General features: G+C 70.7%; 17 protein-coding genes. 8 read left to right on the top strand and 9 right to left on the bottom strand.

Features of this window, described 5'->3' with window-relative positions:
- Nucleotides 1–59: 59 nt before the first annotated feature.
- Together P3T39_RS22670 and P3T39_RS22665 are read right to left on the bottom strand one after the other, a co-directional pair.
- Nucleotides 60–1,073 carry an XRE family transcriptional regulator gene (locus tag P3T39_RS22670; protein WP_280700315.1) on the bottom strand — a complete coding sequence of 338 codons (1,014 nt, stop codon included), beginning with the start codon at nucleotides 1,071–1,073 and terminating at the stop codon, nucleotides 60–62.
- Between the two features lie 190 nt (nucleotides 1,074–1,263).
- Nucleotides 1,264–3,414 (bottom strand): protease pro-enzyme activation domain-containing protein, encoded by a 2,151-nt coding sequence (locus P3T39_RS22665; protein ID WP_280700314.1) that lies wholly within the window; start codon nucleotides 3,412–3,414, stop codon nucleotides 1,264–1,266.
- Between the two features lie 198 nt (nucleotides 3,415–3,612).
- Between P3T39_RS22665 and P3T39_RS22660 the strand changes: the two genes are divergently transcribed.
- Nucleotides 3,613–4,158 carry a CGNR zinc finger domain-containing protein gene (locus P3T39_RS22660; protein ID WP_280700313.1) on the top strand — a complete coding sequence of 182 codons (546 nt, stop codon included), beginning with the start codon at nucleotides 3,613–3,615 and terminating at the stop codon, nucleotides 4,156–4,158.
- A 113-nt stretch (nucleotides 4,159–4,271) separates the two neighbouring features.
- On the opposite strand, the gene P3T39_RS22655 is transcribed toward P3T39_RS22660, so the two are convergent.
- The gene (locus P3T39_RS22655) at nucleotides 4,272–5,753 is read right to left on the bottom strand and encodes an FAD-dependent oxidoreductase (RefSeq protein ID WP_280700312.1); all 1,482 of its coding nucleotides are present in this window, start codon (nucleotides 5,751–5,753) and stop codon (nucleotides 4,272–4,274) included.
- A gap of 106 nt (nucleotides 5,754–5,859) precedes the next feature.
- On the opposite strand from P3T39_RS22655, the gene P3T39_RS22650 reads away from it, so the two are divergent.
- The gene (locus P3T39_RS22650) at nucleotides 5,860–7,128 is read left to right on the top strand and encodes a bifunctional glycosyltransferase family 2/GtrA family protein (RefSeq protein WP_280700311.1); all 1,269 of its coding nucleotides are present in this window, start codon (nucleotides 5,860–5,862) and stop codon (nucleotides 7,126–7,128) included.
- Between the two features lie 82 nt (nucleotides 7,129–7,210).
- Here P3T39_RS22650 and paaN read toward each other — a convergent pair whose 3' ends face one another.
- Together paaN and P3T39_RS22640 are read right to left on the bottom strand one after the other, a co-directional pair.
- On the bottom strand, nucleotides 7,211–8,911 hold the full coding sequence (gene paaN / locus P3T39_RS22645) for a phenylacetic acid degradation protein PaaN (protein WP_280700310.1): 1,701 nt from the start codon (nucleotides 8,909–8,911) through the stop codon (nucleotides 7,211–7,213).
- A gap of 188 nt (nucleotides 8,912–9,099) precedes the next feature.
- Nucleotides 9,100–10,392 carry a hypothetical protein gene (locus tag P3T39_RS22640; protein WP_280700309.1) on the bottom strand — a complete coding sequence of 431 codons (1,293 nt, stop codon included), beginning with the start codon at nucleotides 10,390–10,392 and terminating at the stop codon, nucleotides 9,100–9,102.
- Between the two features lie 342 nt (nucleotides 10,393–10,734).
- On the opposite strand from P3T39_RS22640, the gene P3T39_RS22635 reads away from it, so the two are divergent.
- Complete coding sequence (locus tag P3T39_RS22635) at nucleotides 10,735–11,325, top strand: TetR/AcrR family transcriptional regulator (RefSeq protein WP_280700308.1); 591 nt, start codon at nucleotides 10,735–10,737, stop codon at nucleotides 11,323–11,325.
- On the opposite strand, the gene P3T39_RS22630 is transcribed toward P3T39_RS22635, so the two are convergent.
- Complete coding sequence (locus P3T39_RS22630) at nucleotides 11,322–11,783, bottom strand: Lrp/AsnC family transcriptional regulator (protein ID WP_280700307.1); 462 nt, start codon at nucleotides 11,781–11,783, stop codon at nucleotides 11,322–11,324. The genes P3T39_RS22635 and P3T39_RS22630 overlap by 4 nt on opposite strands.
- 231 nt (nucleotides 11,784–12,014) lie before the next feature.
- On the opposite strand from P3T39_RS22630, the gene pdhA reads away from it, so the two are divergent.
- From pdhA to P3T39_RS22615, 3 genes are read left to right on the top strand one after another with little or no spacing between them, the layout of a single operon-like run.
- On the top strand, nucleotides 12,015–13,184 hold the full coding sequence (pdhA, locus tag P3T39_RS22625) for a pyruvate dehydrogenase (acetyl-transferring) E1 component subunit alpha (RefSeq protein WP_280700306.1): 1,170 nt from the start codon (nucleotides 12,015–12,017) through the stop codon (nucleotides 13,182–13,184).
- Nucleotides 13,181–14,194 carry an alpha-ketoacid dehydrogenase subunit beta gene (locus tag P3T39_RS22620; protein ID WP_280700305.1) on the top strand — a complete coding sequence of 338 codons (1,014 nt, stop codon included), beginning with the start codon at nucleotides 13,181–13,183 and terminating at the stop codon, nucleotides 14,192–14,194. Before pdhA ends, P3T39_RS22620 begins: the two co-directional genes overlap by 4 nt.
- 5 nt (nucleotides 14,195–14,199) lie before the next feature.
- The gene (locus P3T39_RS22615) at nucleotides 14,200–15,498 is read left to right on the top strand and encodes a dihydrolipoamide acetyltransferase family protein (protein ID WP_280700453.1); all 1,299 of its coding nucleotides are present in this window, start codon (nucleotides 14,200–14,202) and stop codon (nucleotides 15,496–15,498) included.
- 238 nt (nucleotides 15,499–15,736) lie between these two features.
- On the opposite strand, the gene P3T39_RS22610 is transcribed toward P3T39_RS22615, so the two are convergent.
- The gene (locus P3T39_RS22610) at nucleotides 15,737–16,096 is read right to left on the bottom strand and encodes a hypothetical protein (protein WP_280700304.1); all 360 of its coding nucleotides are present in this window, start codon (nucleotides 16,094–16,096) and stop codon (nucleotides 15,737–15,739) included.
- Here P3T39_RS22610 and P3T39_RS22605 point away from each other — a divergent pair.
- A complete protein-coding gene (locus P3T39_RS22605) occupies nucleotides 16,071–17,381 on the top strand; it encodes a globin domain-containing protein (RefSeq protein WP_280700303.1) in 1,311 nt (436 codons plus the stop codon). The genes P3T39_RS22610 and P3T39_RS22605 overlap by 26 nt on opposite strands.
- Nucleotides 17,382–17,455: 74 nt before the next feature.
- Here the strand turns inward: P3T39_RS22605 and P3T39_RS22600 are convergent, their stop codons facing one another.
- Complete coding sequence (locus P3T39_RS22600) at nucleotides 17,456–17,980, bottom strand: NUDIX hydrolase (protein WP_280700302.1); 525 nt, start codon at nucleotides 17,978–17,980, stop codon at nucleotides 17,456–17,458.
- 571 nt (nucleotides 17,981–18,551) lie between these two features.
- Here P3T39_RS22600 and P3T39_RS22595 point away from each other — a divergent pair.
- Nucleotides 18,552–18,977, top strand: a complete 426-nt coding sequence (locus tag P3T39_RS22595; protein WP_280700301.1) for an SsgA family sporulation/cell division regulator — start codon at nucleotides 18,552–18,554, stop codon at nucleotides 18,975–18,977.
- A 91-nt stretch (nucleotides 18,978–19,068) separates the two neighbouring features.
- On the opposite strand, the gene P3T39_RS22590 is transcribed toward P3T39_RS22595, so the two are convergent.
- Entirely contained in the window at nucleotides 19,069–19,446 is a 378-nt protein-coding gene (locus P3T39_RS22590; protein WP_280700300.1) for a phage holin family protein, read from the bottom strand.
- Nucleotides 19,447–19,475 lie beyond the last annotated feature (29 nt).

The raw sequence follows: 19,475 nt of genomic DNA, 5'->3' as shown, positions 1-19,475 counted from the left end.
TTAGTCTGACAGGGCGTCAACCAGTACGGGGTGTTGCAACGGTTAGATCCGGCGGAGGGCTACTCCCACTCCCAGCGGATGCCGACCTGGCCCGGGGGCTGGTCCGGCGAGAGCACATGGACGCTGGCCGAGGCGCCGATCCACAGCTGCCTGCGGGCCCGGTCGGTCTCCTCGCCGGGCTCCCGGTCGAAGCGCTCGCAGTGCGCGGGCACCGCCGCCGGGTCGAAGTGCACCTGGAGCACGTACTCGCGTACGGGCACCGCGAAGCGCCGCGCATAGGTGGTGGTCGGGCTGCCGGGCGGGATCTCGACCTCGTACTCGAAGACCGTGCTGTCGCCGAGGCCGAGCGGGCGGTCCAGCAGCAGTTCGGCGACCAGCAGTCCGTTCTCCGGGCGGCGGCGGACCCGGCCGATTCTGGCGTGCCGCACGGAGGTGATCTCGGGGCAGTCGGTGGCCTCCTCGTCCGCCTTGTGCACGACCAGGCAGCGGGACACTCCGCTCACGGTGGCCCGCACCACCTGGCGCAGCCGCAGCAGGTGGCCACGCCGGCTCTCGTCGACGTAGTAGGCGTCGTGGATGCTCAGCCGTTCGAGCTCGCCGATCGGCGGGGCGTCCAACTCGGTGAAGACGTCGGCGATCTCGCGCTCGCCCGGCCACACGTCCTCGACCCGGAGGCTGTCGGACGCGGCGGGCGTGACCCACCGGCCGCGAGGGCGGGGTGGCCCGAGCAGGGTGGACAGAGCGGTGTGCGGGAGACCGAGCAGCTCCTCCAGCAGGTGCACGGCGCGCAGCGAGGTCGCACGCTCGGGCTGGCTGCGCCCCCTGCGCCAGTAACTGAGCGTGGTGACACTGACTCTGACGCCGTGTTGGGCGAGCGAGAGACGGATCCGGTCGAGGCTGAGGCCGCTGCCTTCGATGGCGGCATGCAGTGCCTCGGCGAAGTTGACGGCGGTCATCGGCCTTGCCGCGCCGATCTGCTGGACCGGCGGACGGGCGAAGCCGCCGTCCAGGCCATCCCTGTGCTCGCCGACCAGCCTGAGTCGACCGGCGTGCTGCGGTTGCTGTGAGGCCATGCGGACACCTTCCCCACCAGGCGAGTTCGGTGGGAACCCTACGCACGGTCGAGAGACTACGTCATCAACGCGAGGGTATGACAGTGGTCACGCAAAAGAATTCGCCAGTTTCCGGTTATTGAAACATTTCGGAAACACGACTGCCGGTACGGGGAGCGACCCCGTACCGGCAACCGGCTATGAATTCACATCAGGAAATGTTGAGCGCGGTGTCGTCGATGACGAAGCTGGTCTGCTGCGAGGAGTCCTCGACACCGGTGAACTTGAGGGTCACCGTCTTGCCGGCGAAGGCCGACAGGTCGAGGGTCTTCTGCACGTAGCCGGTGGCCGCGTCGACGTTGGAGTAGGTGGCCAGCGTGGTCGAGCCCGCCTGGACGGTGAGCTTGTCGTACGCGGTGCTGCCGGTCTCCGCGGTGTCGATGTGCAGCCAGAAGCTGAAGCTGGCCTTGCAGCCCGCCGGGATGGTCACGGTCTGCGAGAGGGTGTCGGTGTGGGCGGAGCCGTAGCCGTCCAGCCACGCCTTGTACGAGCCGGAGTGAGCGGCCTCACCGGAGGCGTTGGTGATCACACCGCTGCTGGCCGTCCAGGGCGAAGTGCCGTTCTCGAAGCCGCCGTTGCCGAGCAGCTGGGCCGAGGTGCAGCCACCGGTCGGCGGCGGGGTCGGGGTGGTGCCACCGAGCAGGGCCGTGGTCAGGCCGTCTGCTGCCGGGGAGCCCCAGCCGGTGACCTGGTCGTAGCCCGTCTTGGCCGGGAAGTCCTGGTTGGAACCGGAGGCGACATCGTGGAAGGCCGAACCGTAGCTGCTGCCGTTGGCAATCGAGTACAGCTTGGGGTTGGCCTCGCCGAGCGCGGACTGGCTGGCCGCCTTGGCCTTCTGGTTGAACAGCGCGGCGTAGCCGCCCCAGAGCGGAGCAGCGGCGGAGGTGCCGCCGTAGACCTGCCAGCCGCCGGCGGTGTAGATGGCGAAGCCGCTGGCCGGGTCGGCGTTGGAGGAGACGTCGGGCACGGTGCGCATGGAGCCGCTGACGCCGGTGCCGGTCTGCCAGCTGGGCTTGGCGAACTGGGTGGAGACGCCGCCGCCGGCCGTGCTCCAGGCACTCTCCGAGGAGTAGCCGGTGCCGGAGAGCTGGAGGTTGGTGCCGCCGACGCCGGTCACGTAGGTGTCCGAGGCCGGGAAGTCGACCGCCTTGACCGAGGAGCCGCTGGTGGAGCGGGTGCAGTCGCGGGAGCCGTCGTCACCGGAGGCGGAGAAGATGCTGATGCCCTGGGCGGCGGCCTGCTTGAAGGAGTTGTCCACCGCGGTCATCGAGGAGGCGGTGGTGTCCGGCTCGCAGGAGCCCCACGAGATGGAGATGGCCGAGACCTTGTTCTCCGAGACGATCTGGGCGGCCATGTCGATCTCGCCCTGGTCGCTGTTGGGGGCCTCGTAGACCAGCTGGGTCGCCTTGGGGGCGACACCGCGCACGATCTCGGAGTCCAGCTCGACCTCACCCTGACCCTGGCCGGGCGCACTGTTGTAGTTGGCGCCGTCGACCGAGACGGTGCTGACAGCCGGGCCGGAGAGGCCGAACTGGCTGTCGTAGGTGGTCAGGTTGCCGGAGGAGTAGCCGTCGAACTCCCAGAGCGCCACCGTGGAGCCGGTGCCGTCGGCGCTGATCTTGTTGAGGTTGTAGGCGCCGTCGTACTGGGCCGGGCCGTAGCCGCTCGGGGTCGAGTGCGGCGTGGCGGCGTTCGGCTTGGCGATCCGGGTGGTGCGCACGGTCTTGTTGTTCAGACCGGAGACGCCCTGGACCACATCGGCCAGCGAGGCCGGCACCGAGGCGGCGTCGTCGTTGGCGAAGAAGGTCTTGTTCTGCTGCTGGTCGACGTACTGGCTCTCGTGGGTGCCGAACGCCTTGGCGATCTGCGCGGCGGTGCCGCTGGCGTTCACCACCTGGCGGTTGCCGCTGACCGAGGTGACCTTCAGGCCCTGACCCGCCAGGTACGAACGGACCTGGTCGACATCGGCGTTGGTCGGGCCGAAGCGCTCGGTGAACTGAGCCGGGGTCAGGTACTGCCCGAACTCCGGGGCGCCCTTGGTGCTGACGGCGGCCAGGAACCGGTTGAGCTCTGCGGTGTTGCGCAGCTTGAGGCTGATGGCCACGGATATCTGCTGGGCGGCGGGAACGTCACCCTGCTTCTGGGAGTGGGCCACCGCCGGGGTCACGGTGTTGGGCAGGGCCACGCGGGCGGCCGAGGCGTTGGGCGTCGGCGCGGCGTAGGCGGCCGTGGCACCCAGGGATGCCACGGTCAGTGGCAGTACGGCAAGTGCCGAGGCAAGGGCGAGCGAGCGGGGTCGCACGGGCTCCTCCGGAAGGTGGGGGGCGTTCCGGTTCGAAAACGCTTGTCAGAACTTCTCAGAAAACTCTCAGGATCGGTCCCATGCCTGGGCAATTGGTTGCTAAAAAACAGTCAAGTGTGGAACCCCGATTCATCAACAGAATGCCTGAATCTTCATACAGTTAATAAGCTTGATAGGGCGGAGAGTTAGAATCGGCCCATGGCAGACCCCCGCGACCCGCGCCCGCTGATCGGTGAACCGCTCTCGCTCGATCTGCTCAACACCCGCTGGCGCCACCCCGTCGCCGAGGATCTGCTCAGTGATCTGACGGGCTATCGGATCTGGCTCTCCTCCGCCGGACTCGCCGACCGCTGCACCGCCGACCCGGCCGGACTGGCAGCCGCCCTCACGGCCCGCTCGGCCCTGGCCGGGGTCGCGTCCGCCGAGGAGTCAGGCCAGGCCGAACTGGACGCCCTCAACGAGGTGTTGGCCCACGGCAGGCTGGTCCACCGGCTCGCCGGGTCCGGTCCGCAGGAGAGCGTCGAGGTGGACAGCCCCGAGTGGCTGGCCGCCTGGCTCGCCGCCGACGACTACCTCGGCCTGCTGCAGCAGGGGGCGCACCGCATCAAGCGCTGCGCCCACCCGTCATGCATCCTGCACTTCTTCGACAGCTCGCAGAACGGGCGCCGCCGCTGGTGCTCGATGGCAGTCTGCGGCAACCGCGCCAAGGCAGCCCGGCACTACGTCAAGGTCAACAGCGCCTGAGCGGACCCCGCTTCAGAACGCTTGGGGGTTCCCTTTGCCCCTTCTGAGGGCCCACCCGCGCCCGTCAAGGTTCGCCCTTGCCCGTTCTGAAGGTTCGCCGACGCCCCTGAGGGTCACTTGGGCGGGGTGCCCAGCCACTGGGTGAGGGCTGTGCGCAGTTCGCCTCGGCTCGGGTCCACCGCCGCCCAGGCCGCGTAGCCGTCCGGGCGGACCAGCAGCACGGTGTCGCGCAGCTTGCCGTGCGGATCGGCCGGTGCAGCCGTCACCACCCGGTCCGCCCACGGCTCGGCCACCGAGAGCTCGTCATTGCCGACCAGTACGAACCGGCCGCTGCGCAGCGCCTCGTGGAGCCGTGCCGGGCCGCCCGGCTCGTCCACCGCCAGCCGCAGGTCGGGAATGCGCCGGCCCACCAGGTGGTGGGCGTTCCTGGGCGCGGGGTAGCCGATGCCGATGCCCGAGATCTGGCGGGCGCCGAGCTCGGCGAGCGGGCCGAGGTGCCCTGCCGCCCCCACCAGGGCGCTGCGCAGCGCCCTGGTGGGGGCGGAGCGGGCCAGCGCCATCCGGACCAGGGCACCGGAACTGCGCAGCACCGTACGGCCGACCGGGTGGCGCTCGGTCTGGTAGGTGTCCAACAGGGCGTCAGGGGCCCAGCCCTGGACGGCGGCGGCCAGCTTCCAGCTCAGGTTGGCGGCGTCCTGCAGGCCGGTGTTCATGCCCTGGCCGCCCGCCGGGGAGTGGCAGTGCGCCGCGTCACCGGCCAGGAAGACCCGCCCCGAGCGGTAGTTGGGCACCTGGCGCTCGTCGCTGTGGAAGCGGGACATCCAACGCGCGTCGTGCAGGCCGTAGTCCACGCCGTAGACGGTGCGGGTGATGTCCACGATCTCGGCGAGCGAGACCGGGTCCGAGTCGGGCCGCTGGCGGGTGCGGTCCCAGGCGATCACCCGGTACCAGCCGTCACCGAACGGGACCATGAAGGCGAAGCCCTGGCTGGTCGCGTTGACCGTCAGCACCTCCTGCGGCTCCCGCTCCAGCCGGACGTCGGCCAGCAGGACCGAGCTGATCACCGACTCGCCCGGGTACGGGATGCCGAGCAGGTCGCGGACCGTGCTGCGGACACCGTCGGCGCCGACCGCGTACTGGGCGGTGTGGGTGACACGCTCGCCCTCGACCCGGATGTCCAGGCCGACGCTGCGGCCGTCCTGGCGCAGCGCGAGCAGCTCGGCTCCCCGGACGATGGTCGCGCCGGCCTTCAACGCCCGGTCGTTCAGGAGCCGTTCGGTGTTGGACTGCGGGGTGATCAGGACGAACGGGAAGCGCGTCGGCAGGTGCCCGAACTCCACCGAGAGGCGGTCGAACAGTCGCAGCGAGTCCAGCGCTGTTCCGGTGGCGATCAGCTCCTCGGCCAGCCCCCGGGCGTCCAGTTGCTCCAGTGTCCTGGCGTGGACGGCGAAGGCCCGGGTGAGGTTGGACTCGGTGGCGCGCTTCTCCAGCACGGTCACCCGCAGCCCTGCAGTCGCCAGATCGCCGGCCAGCAGAAGCCCGGTGGGCCCCGCCCCGACGATCACGACATCCGAGGTGAACTGCTTGTCGGACATCTGCCATCTCCTGGTGGTCGGACCAGCATTGCAAGCGAGCCGAATCTCAGCTCGCTCTCAGCCTTCCATCATCGCGGCCCCATCCGGGGCTGTGAATCTCGCAGACATGACAGAGCCCGTGAGCCGGGGGACCACCACGGCCGAGCCCCTGCCCGCTCGCCGCGGGGAGGTCCGAACCCGCTTGGTCGAGGTGGTCGTCCCGGTCTACAACGAGGAGCACACGGTCGAGCGCTGCGTCCGCCGACTGCACGCCTACCTCGACGAGACCTTCCCCTACCCCTACCGCATCACCATCGCCGACAATGCCAGCATCGACGGCACCTGGAAGGTCGCGACCGCGCTGGCCGAGGAGATCCCGCAGGTGGAGGCGGTACACCTGGACCTGAAGGGCCGCGGCCGGGCGCTGCGCCAGGTCTGGGGCGCCAGCGACGCCGACGTGGTCGCCTACATGGACGTGGACCTGTCCACCGGTCTGGAAGCCTTTCTGCCGCTGGTCGCCCCGCTGCTCTCGGGCCACAGCGACCTGGCGATCGGCAGCCGGCTGCACCGGGGTTCGGCGGTGGTGCGCGGCCCCAAGCGGGAGTTCATCTCGCGCACCTACAACGTGCTGTTGCGGGCCACGATGGCGGCCAAGTTCTCGGACGCCCAGTGCGGGTTCAAGGCGGCGCGCACCGAGGTGGTCAAGCAGCTGCTGGTCGAGGTCGAGGACAACGCGTGGTTCTTCGACACCGAACTGCTGCTGCTGGCAGAGCGCTCCGGGCTGCGGATCCACGAGGTGCCGGTGGACTGGGTGGACGACCCGGACAGCCGGGTGGACATCGTCCGCACAGTGATCGACGACCTCAAGGGCATGGCCAGGGTCACCCGTCGCTCGCTCACCGGGGCAGGCCGGCTCGACCACCTGCCGACCCGGATCCGCGAGGCGCAGCTTCCGCCCGGCCTGTCCTGGCAGTTGAGCAGCTTCGCGGTGATCGGCACGCTCAGCACCCTCGCGTACATGCTGCTCTACCTGCTGCTGCGGCAGCCGGCTCCCGCGCTGCTGGCCAACGCTGTCGCGCTGGGCGCCACGGCGGTGTGCAACACGGCGGCCAACCGGCGCTTCACCTTCGGGGTGACGGGGCGTCGCAACGCCCTGCGGCACCAGGTGGAGGGCGGCATCGCCTTCCTGATCGGGCTGGGCCTGAGCAGCGGTGCGATCGGACTGCTGGCGTGTGCCTGGCCGACGGCCAGGCACACGGGCGAGCTGGCGGTGCTGGTGATGGCCAACGCGCTGGCGACGGTGGTGCGGTTCCCGCTGATGCGGGTGTGGGTGTTCAACCCGAGGCGGGCCCGCTGGCGTGATCCTTCAGGGGCAAGCAGAGCCCTGCGCCCCTGAGGAGTCGCCCCTTGCTCCCGGAGACTCCGGTGGCCCGCTCCACGCCCCCCATCGGGAGCGGGTCACCGGTGCTGCACGGTCGTCAGCTGTGGCGGCGGACCTCGACGACGCGGAAGCGGTTGGCGACGAAGGCCGCGTCCGAGTAGGCCGAGTTGGCGGCCGGGTTGGCGCCGGTGCCGTGCAGGTCGGAGAAGGCCGCCGTCTGGTTCGGGTAGACGCCGCCGGTCAGGTTGAGCGAGAGCGAGACCCCGGAGTCCAGGGCGGCCTCGACCAGGGCCGCCTCGACCTGTGCGTCGACGGTGTAGCCGGTGGCGGTCATCGCGCCCTGTTCGATGGTGGTGCGGCGCAGCAGCTCGACCGCATCCGCGGTGGACTCCACGGCCACCGCGAAGGAGACCGGGCCGAAGCACTCGCTGAGGAAGGTGGCCCGGTCGTCCGGCTTGTCGGCGTCCACCTTGACCAGGGCCGGGCTCCGCAGCGTGGCGGCGGGGAACTCCGGTGAGGTCACCACCCGGGGGGCCAGGGCGAGTTCACCGAACTCGCCGCCCGCCGCCTGCACCGTGCGCTGGAGCACGCCCGGGTTGACCACGGCGCCGAGGATCGCGGCGGCCCGGGCGTCGTCGGCCAGCAGACCCTGGATCGCGGCGGCCAGGTCGGTGACCACCTCGTCGTAGGACTTGCTGCCCTCGTCGGTGTTGATGCCGGTACGCGGGATCAGCAGGTTCTGCGGGGTGGTGCACATCTGGCCGCTGTAGAGCGAGAGCGCGAAGGCCAGATTGGCCAGCATGCCGCGGTAGTTGTCGGTGGAGTCGAGCACCGCCGTGTTGACGCCGGCCTTCTCGGTGTAGACCTGGGCCTGCTTGGCGTTGGCCTCAAGCCACTCGCCGAAGGCGGTCGATCCGGTGTAGTCGATGACCTTCACCTCGGGCCGGACGGCCAGCGCCTGGGCGATGGTCGAGCCCTCGTGCTCCGCCGCCAGACAGACCAGGTTGGGGTCGAACCCGGCCTCGCGGAGCACCTCGCGGGCCACTCGTACGGTGAGCGCGAGCGGCAGGGTGGCGCGCGGGTGCGGCTTGACGAGGACCGGGTTGCCGGTGGCCAGCGAGGCGAACAGGCCCGGGTAGCCGTTCCAGGTCGGGAAGGTGTTGCAGCCGATCAGCAGCGCGAGCCCGCGCGGCACGACGGTGAACTCCTTGACCATGCTGAGCGGGTCGCGCTTGCCCTGCGGCTTGGTCCAGCTCGCACTCTCGGGCAGTCGGGTCTGCTCGGCGAAGGCGTACGCCACCGCCTCGAGTCCGCGGTCCTGGGCGTGCGGGCCACCGGCCTGGAAGGCCATCCCGTACGCCTGGCCGGTGGTGTGCATCACCGCGTGCGCGAACTCGTGCGAGCGGGCGTTGATCCGGGCCAGGATCTCCAGACAGACCGCTGCCCGCGCGGCCGGACTCGCCGCGGCCCAGGCGGGGCGGGCGGCCTGTAGCGCGGCGATCAGCGCGTCGGGCTCGGCGTGCGGGTAGCTGACGCCCAGTTCGATCCCGTACGGCGAGGACTCGCCGCCGACGAACTCGCCGTCGGTCGGCTGGCCGTCGAGTGCGAAGACGCCGCCGAGCAGCGACTCGAAGGCCGCCTTTCCGTCCTCCGCCCCGCTCTCGCCGTACGCCTTGGGGAACTCGGGGTAGGGCGACCAGTAGTCGCGGCTGCGGATCGCCGTGAGCGCGCGGTCGAGGGTGTCCTGGTGGCGTTCGATGAGTTCGACGACCGGGGGGTTAGGGGTCGCAGCGGCCATGGTGCGCTCCTCCGAGGGGGCGGACGGGACACCCCTCAGCGTAACCGAACGATCGGTCGGGGCAAGAGGCAAATCCTCGGCGACCCAAGGAAACCTTCCGGGGCGAGCACGGCCCACAGCAAGGGGCAACCCTCCCGGAGGGTTGCCCCTTGCTCCGGGAGGGTTGCCCCTTGTCCGTAAGGCGGGGTCTACGGGATGCCCAGCTCGAAGATGACGTAGCCGGCGAACCAGCCGGAGGCGATGGCGCCAACGCCGAGGACGGTGGCCAGCGAGGGCAGGGAGAGCCGCCGCAGTGCGAGGGCGAGCGGGATCGTGAGGGGGAAGACCGGCAGGACGAAGCGGGAGAGGGTGCCGAACATCTGCTGGCTGCCCAGGGCCAGGACCAGGGTGCCCAGGGTGTAGACGGTGATCACCAGCGGTGGTCGCAGCCGCAGCAGCGGGACCAGCAGACAGGGCAGCGCGAAGAGCACCAGGACGGCGATCAGATCCTCGGTCGGGTACGCGAAGAGGTAGTTGTTGTCGCCGGTCAGAACGTGGGTGACCGCGTTCCAGGTGTACTTGCCGAAGTCGAAGAAGTGCAGCCAGGCGCCCCGCTGGAGGGTGAGGTAGCCGTCCCAGTGCCCCATCCGGTAGCCGACCCAGCCGATGTAGCCGAAGAAGCTCAGCGGCGGCAGCAGGATCGCGGTCAGCGGGCCGAGCACACCGTCCCTGCGGCGGAACAGCGCGATCAGGGCGGAGAGGGCGACACCCGCGATCAGGGTCATCGAGGTCGGGCGGCTCAGACCGGCGATGAAGGTGATCAGTGCGGCGTTCAGCCACTGCCTGCTGATCACGAAGTAGCAGGACCAGGCGGTCAGGGCGACGAAGAGCGACTCGCTGTAGACGGCCCACTCCACGCCCGACCCCGGGAAGGCGCCCCAGAGCGCCGCCGCGATCACGCCCGTTCTCGCACCGGCCAGTTGTGCGGTGACCGCGTAGATCCCCGCGGCGGCGGCGAAGGAGGCGACGATCGAGACCAGCATCCCGGCGCCGTAGAGGCCGAGGCCGGTGCAGTCGGCGACCAGGCGTATCAGACCCGGATAGAGCGGGAAGAAGGCCGAGGAATTCTGCTGGACGCTGAAGAATCCGCCGGGTTCCGCTATCAGCTGCGGGTGGTAGCCGAATTGCGCGACCTGCTGGTACCACCAGCCGTCCCAGCTGGCGAGGACGTCCCACGGGTGCGAACCGCCGCCGAATCGCGGATCCAGATTGTGGAAGCGGTTGGAGGAATCCAGCAGCAGCATGAAGACCGAGAAGCCGACCAGCTTCACCGCTCCGAACAGTGCCAGCGCGGGCCCGAACCGGGCCGCACCCTGGCGGAAGCGGACGCGGAAGCCGTCGGCCCCGGGTATGTGTGGGGGCGCGGACTCGGACGGTGGCGCCGCGGATTCGCCGGAGAACGTACGGCGCTCCGGCGCCACCGTGTCCTGTATCGCGCTCACTGTGGGGCCCCTCCGCAGGTCGCCGTCACCACACCGCCGGGGATCCTGCGGTGAACGGGGAGTCTATCCGGCCGCCTTGGAAACACCGAGGTCTCGCTGCCCGGGTGGGGGCGGTGCGCGAATTCGCTTTCGCGGAGTTCCGCCGACCTCCGGTGAGTTCTGCCGAGTTCCGGCGAGTTCAGGTGGTGAAATCCCGTAATCGGTGGGAAAGGTACGGAAACCGGTGGCCGCGGTCTCCGTATGCGGAGGTGAGCCGGGTACGCGTGATGCGGATCCGTGCGGTGGATGTGCGTTGTGACCCCGGGCTGACGTGCTGCCAGGGCGGCGAGGATACTCGGTCCCATGGCCGAGAACACCACCCGCACCGCGTACACCGTCGAGTCACTGCTGGCCGTGACCGTCGAGGTCTTCAACGAGCGCGGGTACGACGGGACCTCGATGGAGGACCTCTCGAAGGCGGCCGGGATCTCCAAGTCCTCGATCTACCACCACGTACGCGGCAAGGAGGAGCTGCTGCGCCTCGCCGTCGGGCGGGCGCTGGACGGCCTCTTCGCCATCCTGGACGAGCCGGCCGCCCGGGCCGGCCGCCCGGTGGACCGGCTGGAGCACGTCGTGCGGCGCACGGCCGAGGTGCTGCTCGACGAGCTGCCGTACGTCACCCTGCTGCTGCGGGTGCGCGGCAACACCCCCACCGAGCTGTGGGCGCTGGAGCGTCGCCGGGAGTTCGACCACCAGGTCGCGGAACTGCTGCGCGCCGCCGTCACCGCGGGTGAACTGCGCTCCGACGTGGAGCCCCGGCTGGCCACCCGGCTGCTCTTCGGCATGATCAACTCCATTGTGGAGTGGTACCGCCCGGGCGCCAGGGCGGCCGACGGTGTCGCCGAGGCGGTCGTCCACCTCGCCTTCGACGGGCTGCGCGCCCCCAGGGCCTAGTCCGGGGGTACCTGGTCGGTCTCCTCGAAGACCAGCAGGGTCTGGGTGGCCAGCACCTGCGGGATGCCCTGGATCCTGTTCAGCACCAGCTCGCGCAGCGCACGGTTGTCGGCGGTGTGGACCAGCATCAGGACGTCGAACTCGCCGCCGACCAGCGCGATGTGGGCCACCCCGGGCAGTTCCAGCAGCTGGTCGCGGACGGTGCGCCAGGAGTTCTGCACGATCTTCAGCGTGACGTACGCCGAGGCCCCCTGCCCGGCCTTCTCATGGTCCACGCGCGCTGTGAAGCCGCGGATGACGCCGTCCTCGACCATCCTGGATATCCGGGCGTACGCGTTGGCCCGGGAGACGTGCACCCGCTCGGCGACGGAGCGGATCGAGGCCCGGCCGTCCTGCTGGAGCAGGCGGAGGATCGACCGGTCGACCCGGTCGAGCCTGGACTGATCGAGCCTGGACATCTGTTCAGCGGACACGGCCCCCCGCCCTCCCGGATTGGACATGCTGCCACCAGCAGACCGCTGATCGGGCCGATTGTCCACCACCTTGGCGCAGCTGTGGCCAGAATGAACAGACGACCGAACAATCGGTAGGGAGATGAGGCCCCGGAGACCTGCCACTCCACCCTCGCTCACCACGGCATCACCCCTGCCCCTGCCGCACCCCCTCCCCACTCTTCGGAGGTGCCCGAGATGACCGTTCTCGACCCTCCCCCAGACTTCGTCCGGGGGGACTCCCTCAACCTTGCCCCCGTCCCGGGATGGCTGCCCGGCGCGAGCGGCCCACGGACCGACCCCGCACCGCTGCTCCCCGACCAGTCCCCCGTCCGGGTCCTCGGTACTCCGCTGCTGGAGAAGGCCGACCCGACGCTGCTGCGCGAGCTCTACCGCCGCCTGGTGGTCGGCCGTCGCTACAACCAGCAGGCCACCACCCTGACCAAGCAGGGGCGACTGGCCGTCTACCCCGCATCCACCGGCCAGGAGGCGTGCCAGGTGGCCGCCGCGCTGGCCCTGCGGGAGCAGGACTGGCTCTTCCCCAGCTACCGCGACACCCTCGCCGTCGTCGCCCGGGGCGTGGACCCGCTGGAGGCGCTCACCCTGCTGCGCGGCTCGGCCCACACCGGCTACGACCCGCGCGCCACCCGCACCGCCCCGCTCTGCACTCCGCTGGCCACCCAGGCCCCGCACGCCGTCGGCCTGGCGCACGCCGCCCGGCTGCGCGGCGAGCAGGTGGTCGCGCTGGCCCTGCTCGGTGACGGCGGCACCAGCGAGGGCGACTTCCACGAGGCACTCAACTTCGCCGCCGTGCTGCACGCGCCGGTGGTCTTCCTGGTGCAGAACAACGGGTACGCCATCTCCGTCCCGCTCACCCAGCAGTCCGCCGCGCCCACCCTGGCCCACAAGGCCGTCGGCTACGGCATGCCCGGCCGTCTGGTGGACGGCAACGACGCCCCCGCCGTGCACGCCGTCCTCACCGAGGCCGTCGAACGGGCCCGCTCGGGCGGCGGCCCGACCCTGGTCGAGGCGCTCACCTACCGCATCGAGGCGCACACCAACGCCGACGACGCCACCCGCTACCGGAACGAGGAGGAGGTCGCCGCCTGGCGCGAGCACGATCCGATTCTCCTGATGGAGCGTCATATGCGTGCTGCGGGACTGCTGGAGGAGCAGCTGGTGCAGGAGGCCGCCGACGAGGCAGAGGTGCTCGCCGCCCGGATGCGCGCCGAGTTCCACGCCGACGCCGAGCTGGACCCGATGTCCCTCTTCGCCCATGTCTACGCCGAGCTCACGCCGCAACTGCGCGAGCAGTCAGCCCAGTTGGCAGCCGAGCTGGCTGCGGAGGCCGAGGTGCACAACCCATGAGTACTGCCCCGCTTGTGGACCAGACACGGTCCGTACGGACCAGCAGCATGGCGCAGGCGCTCAACTCCGCGCTGCGGGACGCCATGCGGGCCGATCCGACCGTCCATGTGATGGGCGAGGACGTCGGCTCGCTCGGCGGTGTCTTCCGGATCACCGACGGCCTCGCTGCCGAGTTCGGCCCCGACCGGTGCCTGGACACCCCGCTCGCCGAGGCCGGCATCCTCGGCACCGCCGTCGGGATGGCGATGTACGGGCTGCGGCCCGTGGTGGAGATGCAGTTCGACGCCTTCGCGTACCCCGCGCTCGAACAACTCTTCTCGCACGTCGCCAAGATGCGCAACCGCACGGCGGGCAGGCTGCCGCTGCCGATCACCGTCCGCATCCCGTACGGCGGCGGTATCGGCGGGGTCGAGCACCACAGCGACGCCTCGGAGGCGTACTACGCCCAGACGCCCGGCCTGCACGTGGTCACCCCCGCCACCGTCTCCGACGCGTACGGGCTGCTGCGGGCGGCCATCGCCTCCGACGACCCGGTGGTCTTCCTGGAGCCCAAGCGGCTCTACTGGGGCAAGCAGGAGTGGGACCCCTCGGCGCCCGTGGAACCGATCGGCAAGGCGGTACTGCGGCGCACCGGCCGCTCGGCGGTGCTGATCACCTACGGGCCCTCGCTGCCGGTCTGCCTGGAGGCGGCGGAGGCCGCCAAGGCCGAGGGCTGGGACCTCGCGGTGCTGGATCTGCGCAGCCTGGTGCCCTTCGACGACGTGACGGTCGAGGAGGTGGTCCGCTCGGTCGGGCGGGCCGTGATCGTGCACGAGTCCACCGGCTTCGGCGGGGTCGGCGCGGAGATCGCCGCACGGGTCACCGAACGCTGCTTCCACCACCTGGCCGCGCCCGTGCTGCGGGTCACCGGCTTCGACATCCCTTACCCGCCGCCGATGTTGGAGCACCACCATCTTCCCGGGGTGGACCGGATCCTGGACGCCGTCGCCCGGCTCCAGTGGGAGGAGTGACGATGATGCCCGTGGTTCGCGAGTTCACCCTGCCCGATCTCGGTGAAGGTCTCACCGGGGCCGAGGTGGTGCGCTGGATGGTCGAGGTCGGCGAGGTCATCGCCGTCGACCAGCCGGTGGTGGAGGTCGAGACGGCCAAGGCGGTGGTCGAAGTCCCCTGCCCCTACGGCGGCGTGGTCACCGCGCGGTTCGGCGAGGTCGGCGAGGAGGTCCCGGTCGGCGCGCCGCTGGTGACGGTCGCGGTCGCGCCGTCGGGGCCGGGGTCGGACTCCGGGGCGGGGCCGTTCGAGGGGGCGGCCCCGGCCGCGAACGAGCGGCCGCTGGTCGGGTACGGGGTGATGGAGGGCGGCAAGGGCGCTCGCCGGGCCCGGATCCGGGTCGGCGAAGCCGCGCCTGCCGCGCCTGCCGCGCCTGCTGCGCCTGCTGCGTCGGCAGCGGTGCAGGTGGTGGCCCCGGCGGTGGTTCCGGTGATCTCGCCGCTGGTACGGCGGATGGCCCGCGACCACGGCCTCGATCTGGCCCGGATCTCCGGGAGCGGTCCGGACGGGCTGATCATGCGGGCGGATGTGCAGCGGGCGGTGGCCCAGACCGCCGCTCCGGTCGCGGCGGCAGCGGACGAGGAGGTCGTACCGCTGCGCGGGCTGCGCCGGACGATCGCCGAGAAGCTCACCCGCAGCCACCAGGAGATTCCCGCCGCGACCTGCTGGGTGGACGCGGATGCCACGGAACTCATGGACGTACGCGCCCAGTTGAACCGCTCGACCGGGCCGAAGGTCAGTGTGCTCGCCTTGCTGGCCCGAATCTGCACCGCTGGTCTGACTCGCTTCCCCGAGCTCAACTCCAGTGTGGAGAAGGATGGTTCGGTCATCCGTCGGCACTCGGCCGTGCACCTGGGATTCGCGGCGCAGAGCGAGCGCGGTCTGGTGGTGCCGGTGATCAGGGATGCGCACCTCCTCAACACCGAGCAACTCGGCGCCGAACTGGCCAGGTTGACGGAGGCGGCTCGCACCGGGAGGCTCACCCCTGCCGAACTCACCGGAGGCACCTTCACCCTCAACAACTACGGGGTCTTCGGAGTGGACGGCTCCACCCCCATCCTCAACCACCCCGAGGCGGCGATGCTCGGGGTCGGCCGGATCACGGCCAAACCATGGGTGCGCGAGGGGGAGTTGGCCGTCAGGCAGGTCACCCAGCTGTCGTTCACCTTCGACCACCGGGTCTGCGACGGCGGGACCGCAGGCGGGTTCCTGCGCTTCGTCGCCGACTGCGTCGAACAGCCGGGGATGCTGCTGCGGCAGCTCTAGCACCAGTCTGACGATCTGTCCGCAGGTGGCGGCCATGCGCTTTCAGGGGGGCGCATGGCCGGCCGAATGCAGAACGGGTGAGGGTAGCGCGTGTCCGGGCCGGGTGTCCGGGCTTCGCGTGATTTGTCGGATGAGCTGTGCAGAAGTGCCAGGCTACCGAAGGCATCAGCGAGCAGTACGCAGAGCCAGGTGTGGTTGCAGGGGCGACCGGAAGCGGAACGATTCTCTTGGGCACTAGTCAAGTCACGGTGAAGTCAACCTCGTTACTGGTCAGAACGGGTCGCGGTTCGGCTGCGGCGGACGCCGTGCCGGGAGTGCCCGAACCTCCTCCGATGACAGCGGGGGCACTCCCGGCCCAGCTGCCCTCGGTCCAGCCGCCCTCGGCCCGGACGGCCGTGCTTCGACCGGTGATTCCGCCCAGGCCGACCAGGCCGCCGTCCATTCCGGTACCCGGGGTGTCGGTCCGTCCCCTGGTGCCGGTGCGGCCCCGGCCGCCCGAGGTGCCGATGGCGTCCGCCCCGGCGGCGACGGCGGTGCTGCCGGTGCTGCCGCAGGCGCGGGCGATCGAGCCGATGTTCACCCGGGCGCCCGGGCTCAACTGGGCCGGTCCTGGCGACCACTGGAGCCGGGCCTGGGCGGCGGGCGCGCCGACCGGACCGACTCCGCCGGCCCTCGGCAGCGGTGCGGCCGGTCAGGGTGCCCAACATCCGCCCACGGCAAGGGACATCGAGCTGATCCGGGCTGGACTGGCCGTGGTGGAACCCGTCGCCGACCGGGCCACCGCGCACTTCTACGCCCTGCTCTTCCTCCACCACCCCGAGATCCGGTCGCTCTTCCCGGCCGCCATGGACGTCCAGCGGGACCGGCTGTTCCGCTCGCTGCTGATGGCCGCCCGCAGCGCCGACAACCCCGCCGGGCTGACCGAGTACCTGGTCCGACTCGGCCGTGGCCACCGCAAGTTCGGGACGCTGACCGGCCACTACGGCTCGGTGGGGGAGTGCCTGGTCGCGACCCTGGAACGGTACTGCGGCAGTCGGTGGGACGCGGAGGCCGAGCTGGCCTGGCGCCGGGTGTACGGGCTGGTTGCCAGGACCATGATCGACGCGGCCGAGGAGGCCGCCAAGAGCTCGCCGCCCTGGTGGCAGGCGGAGGTGGTCTCCCACCGGCTCGGCACCCCGGACATCGCGGTGCTGACCGTCCGCCCCGACCAGGCGTACCCCTACCGTGCCGGGCAGTACACCACCTTGGAGACGCCCTGGTGGCCCCGGGTCTGGCGGCACTTCTCCTTCGCCACCGCACCTCGCCCGGACGGGCTGCTGACCTTCCATGTCAAGGCCGTTCAGGCGGGCTGGGTGAGCAATGCGCTGGTCCACCGGGCCGCACCCGGGGACGTGCTGCGGCTGGGCCCGGCAGCAGGCGGCATGGTGGTCGACCACGGCAGCGGCGCCGACCTGCTGTGCGTCGGCGGCGGCACCGGCATCGCGCCGATCAGCGCACTGGTCGAGGAGGTCGCCGCGTACGGGGCCGGGGGCCGCTCGGTCGACGTCTTCTACGGTGCCCGGTCGCACGCCGGGCTGTACGCGCTCGAAGCGCTGCGGAGCCTGGCCGGCGGCAACCCCTGGCTCTGCGTCCACCCGGTGGTCTCGACGGACACGGTGGTCTCGACGGACCCGGGCGGCGGCGGTCCCGGCGGGACGGGGGGCCGGGCGGAGGCCGGGGAACTCCCGGCAGCGGTCCTCCGCCGGGGGCCGTGGTCCGGTCGCCGGGCCTATCTCAGTGGGCCGCCGGCGATGGTGCGCAGGACCGCGGCCGCGCTGCTGCGCTCCGGGGTGCCACAGGCGGCTGTCCACCACGACCTGGTGGGTGACCTGGCCGCCGGATGAGCGGGGCGAGCACGGGCCGACGGTTCGGGGCAGGGCCTCCGGGCGCAGGGCTCTCGAGTGCCGAGGGAGAGGATTCAGCCCAGGTCGTGGGCGAGCAGTGCCCGGACTCCCTCGATGTTGGCGGCCAGGTACGCGCGCAGGCTGGGCGGGACGACGTTCACCGAGGTCACGCCCTCCCTGGTGAAGGGCAGGCGGACGATCTCGTACTCGCCGCGCGGCTCGTCCACTTCGGGTCCGTGCCGCCGGGAAGGGTCCATCGCGGCCAGTCGGCAGACGAAGAAGTGCTGCACCTTGACCCCGTGCGGGTGGGCGAGGGTGCCGTCGTCGTGGTGCGCGTGGGAGACGGTGTCCACAAAGGCGGGCACCACGTCCACGACCTTCCCGCCGAGTTCCTCGTCCACCTCGCGGTGCAGCGCGTCCACGACGGTGCGGTCACCGCTCTCCACGCCGCCGCCGGGTGTGATCCAGTACGGATTGCTGCCCGGCCGGGTGCGTTTGATCAGCACGATGGCGGCCGGGGCGTGCGGGTCGTCCGGGTCCAGCTCCAGCAGGATCGCCCGGGCCGTGCGTTTGACGACCGGGCGGACGGGGCCGGTCATGGCCACCTCCGGTGCGCGAGCGTTGTGCGGAAGTCTCCCGCGCAGTGGCCCGGCCGAAACCCGTGGGAACGCACGAACGGGAGGGTCCGGTTCCGCCGAACGGCTGATTCGGCGTGCCCGGGTGTGTAGACCGGGAGGCATGGGTGCAGCCGCCGTAGATCTTCGATGGAAAGGTGCGGCATCGCTGAGCAGTGCGATTCACTGCGCTGGCCACCGCACTTATGACTTTGATTCGAAGGTTTTTCGATGGATGTGCTGTCGGGAATGATTGCAGGCCCGCCCACCCTGTGCTGCAATGAGCGCCAGTCGGGCAAACGGAGCAGCCAACTCCGGACTGGGGGCTGGGAATGGCCCTGGGTGACCGAACGGTCCGTGCCGCTGCGGCGGTTGGCCGCGATCGAGCCGGCCGGGCCGGTGCCGGAGCGTCAGGAGCGCGCGCTGGTTCAGCTCATCACCAAACGTGGCCGATGGGTTGAACGAGGAAACGGGCGCACACGACCACAGCACGTGCCAGGCCCAGACGGACCCTCAACGACACGTACGAGCCGGGTAGAACGAGAGGTACTGGCGCATGCACAGCACGGTCCAGGGCCACGTGGTGATGAACCTCGTGGTCTCCAGCGAGCTCTCCTTCCGCATCGTGGTCGACCTCGACTACGACCCCGTCGACCCGTACGCGATCCGGTTCACCTTCCACCTCCCCGGCGACGCGCCGGTGACCTGGGTGTTCGCGCGGGAGCTGCTGCTGGACGGAATCAGCCGTCCGACGGGCGAGGGCGATGTGCACATCCGCCCCGTCGGGGAGGAGCTCTCCGAGGTCCGTGTCGTGCTGCGCTCCCCCGACGGCGATGCGCTGCTGCGCACCTCGGCGCCGCCGCTGATCGCCTTCCTGGCCCGTACCGACCGCCTGGTGCCGATGGGCCAGGAGTTCACCGGCGGTGACCTGGACGAGCAGTTGGCGCTGATCCTCGGCTCGGGCTGTGAGAACGCCGGCTGACGCAGCCGTCCGGCGGCGGGAGCGGTAGAACGCAGTTGGGCCCGCCGTGACGAACGGCGGGCCCACGGGCCTGGACTGTGAGGGGTGGCGGTCAGTCGTCGTCCCCGAAGGCCAGGTGGAGGCCCCAGGCCACCAGGCTGATGATCAGCGAGCCGAACAGTGCGGCCCAGAACCCCGAGACGTGGAAGTCGAGGTGGAGCCTGCCGGAGGCCCACGAAGTCAGCAGCAGCATCAGGGCGTTGATCACAAAAGTGATCAGCCCCAGGGTGAGGATGAACAGCGGCAGCGAGAACAGCTTCACCACCGGCTTGATCAGCCAGTTCACCACACCGAAGACCAGGGCCACCACGACCACGGTGGCCGTCTTGTGCTGCCAGTCGTCCCCCGTGAGGGTGATCCCGTTGACGATCCAGGCGGCGACCCAGATGGCGGCCGCATTGATGAGCGTTTTGACGACGAAGTGTTTCACGGGTTAGCCAGCGTCCAATCTGCCTTGAG

This window comes from Kitasatospora sp. GP82, from assembly GCF_029892105.1.
Taxonomy (GTDB): domain Bacteria; phylum Actinomycetota; class Actinomycetes; order Streptomycetales; family Streptomycetaceae; genus Kitasatospora.
This window is presented reverse-complemented; position numbering and strand designations above follow the sequence as displayed.

Coding starts and splice junctions, on each gene's coding strand:
- P3T39_RS22655 (WP_280700312.1), bottom strand. CDS start 5,753: ATGTCCGACAAGCAGTTCACCTCGGATGTCGTGATCGTCGGGGCGGGG.
- P3T39_RS22615 (WP_280700453.1), top strand. CDS start 14,200: ATGCCCGTGGTTCGCGAGTTCACCCTGCCCGATCTCGGTGAAGGTCTC.
- P3T39_RS22605 (WP_280700303.1), top strand. CDS start 16,071: ATGTTCACCCGGGCGCCCGGGCTCAACTGGGCCGGTCCTGGCGACCAC.
- P3T39_RS22635 (WP_280700308.1), top strand. CDS start 10,735: ATGGCCGAGAACACCACCCGCACCGCGTACACCGTCGAGTCACTGCTG.
- P3T39_RS22630 (WP_280700307.1), bottom strand. CDS start 11,783: ATGTCCAGGCTCGATCAGTCCAGGCTCGACCGGGTCGACCGGTCGATC.
- P3T39_RS22650 (WP_280700311.1), top strand. CDS start 5,860: ATGACAGAGCCCGTGAGCCGGGGGACCACCACGGCCGAGCCCCTGCCC.
- pdhA (WP_280700306.1), top strand. CDS start 12,015: ATGACCGTTCTCGACCCTCCCCCAGACTTCGTCCGGGGGGACTCCCTC.
- P3T39_RS22595 (WP_280700301.1), top strand. CDS start 18,552: ATGCACAGCACGGTCCAGGGCCACGTGGTGATGAACCTCGTGGTCTCC.
- P3T39_RS22660 (WP_280700313.1), top strand. CDS start 3,613: ATGGCAGACCCCCGCGACCCGCGCCCGCTGATCGGTGAACCGCTCTCG.
- paaN (WP_280700310.1), bottom strand. CDS start 8,911: ATGGCCGCTGCGACCCCTAACCCCCCGGTCGTCGAACTCATCGAACGC.
- P3T39_RS22670 (WP_280700315.1), bottom strand. CDS start 1,073: ATGGCCTCACAGCAACCGCAGCACGCCGGTCGACTCAGGCTGGTCGGC.
- P3T39_RS22620 (WP_280700305.1), top strand. CDS start 13,181: ATGAGTACTGCCCCGCTTGTGGACCAGACACGGTCCGTACGGACCAGC.
- P3T39_RS22600 (WP_280700302.1), bottom strand. CDS start 17,980: ATGACCGGCCCCGTCCGCCCGGTCGTCAAACGCACGGCCCGGGCGATC.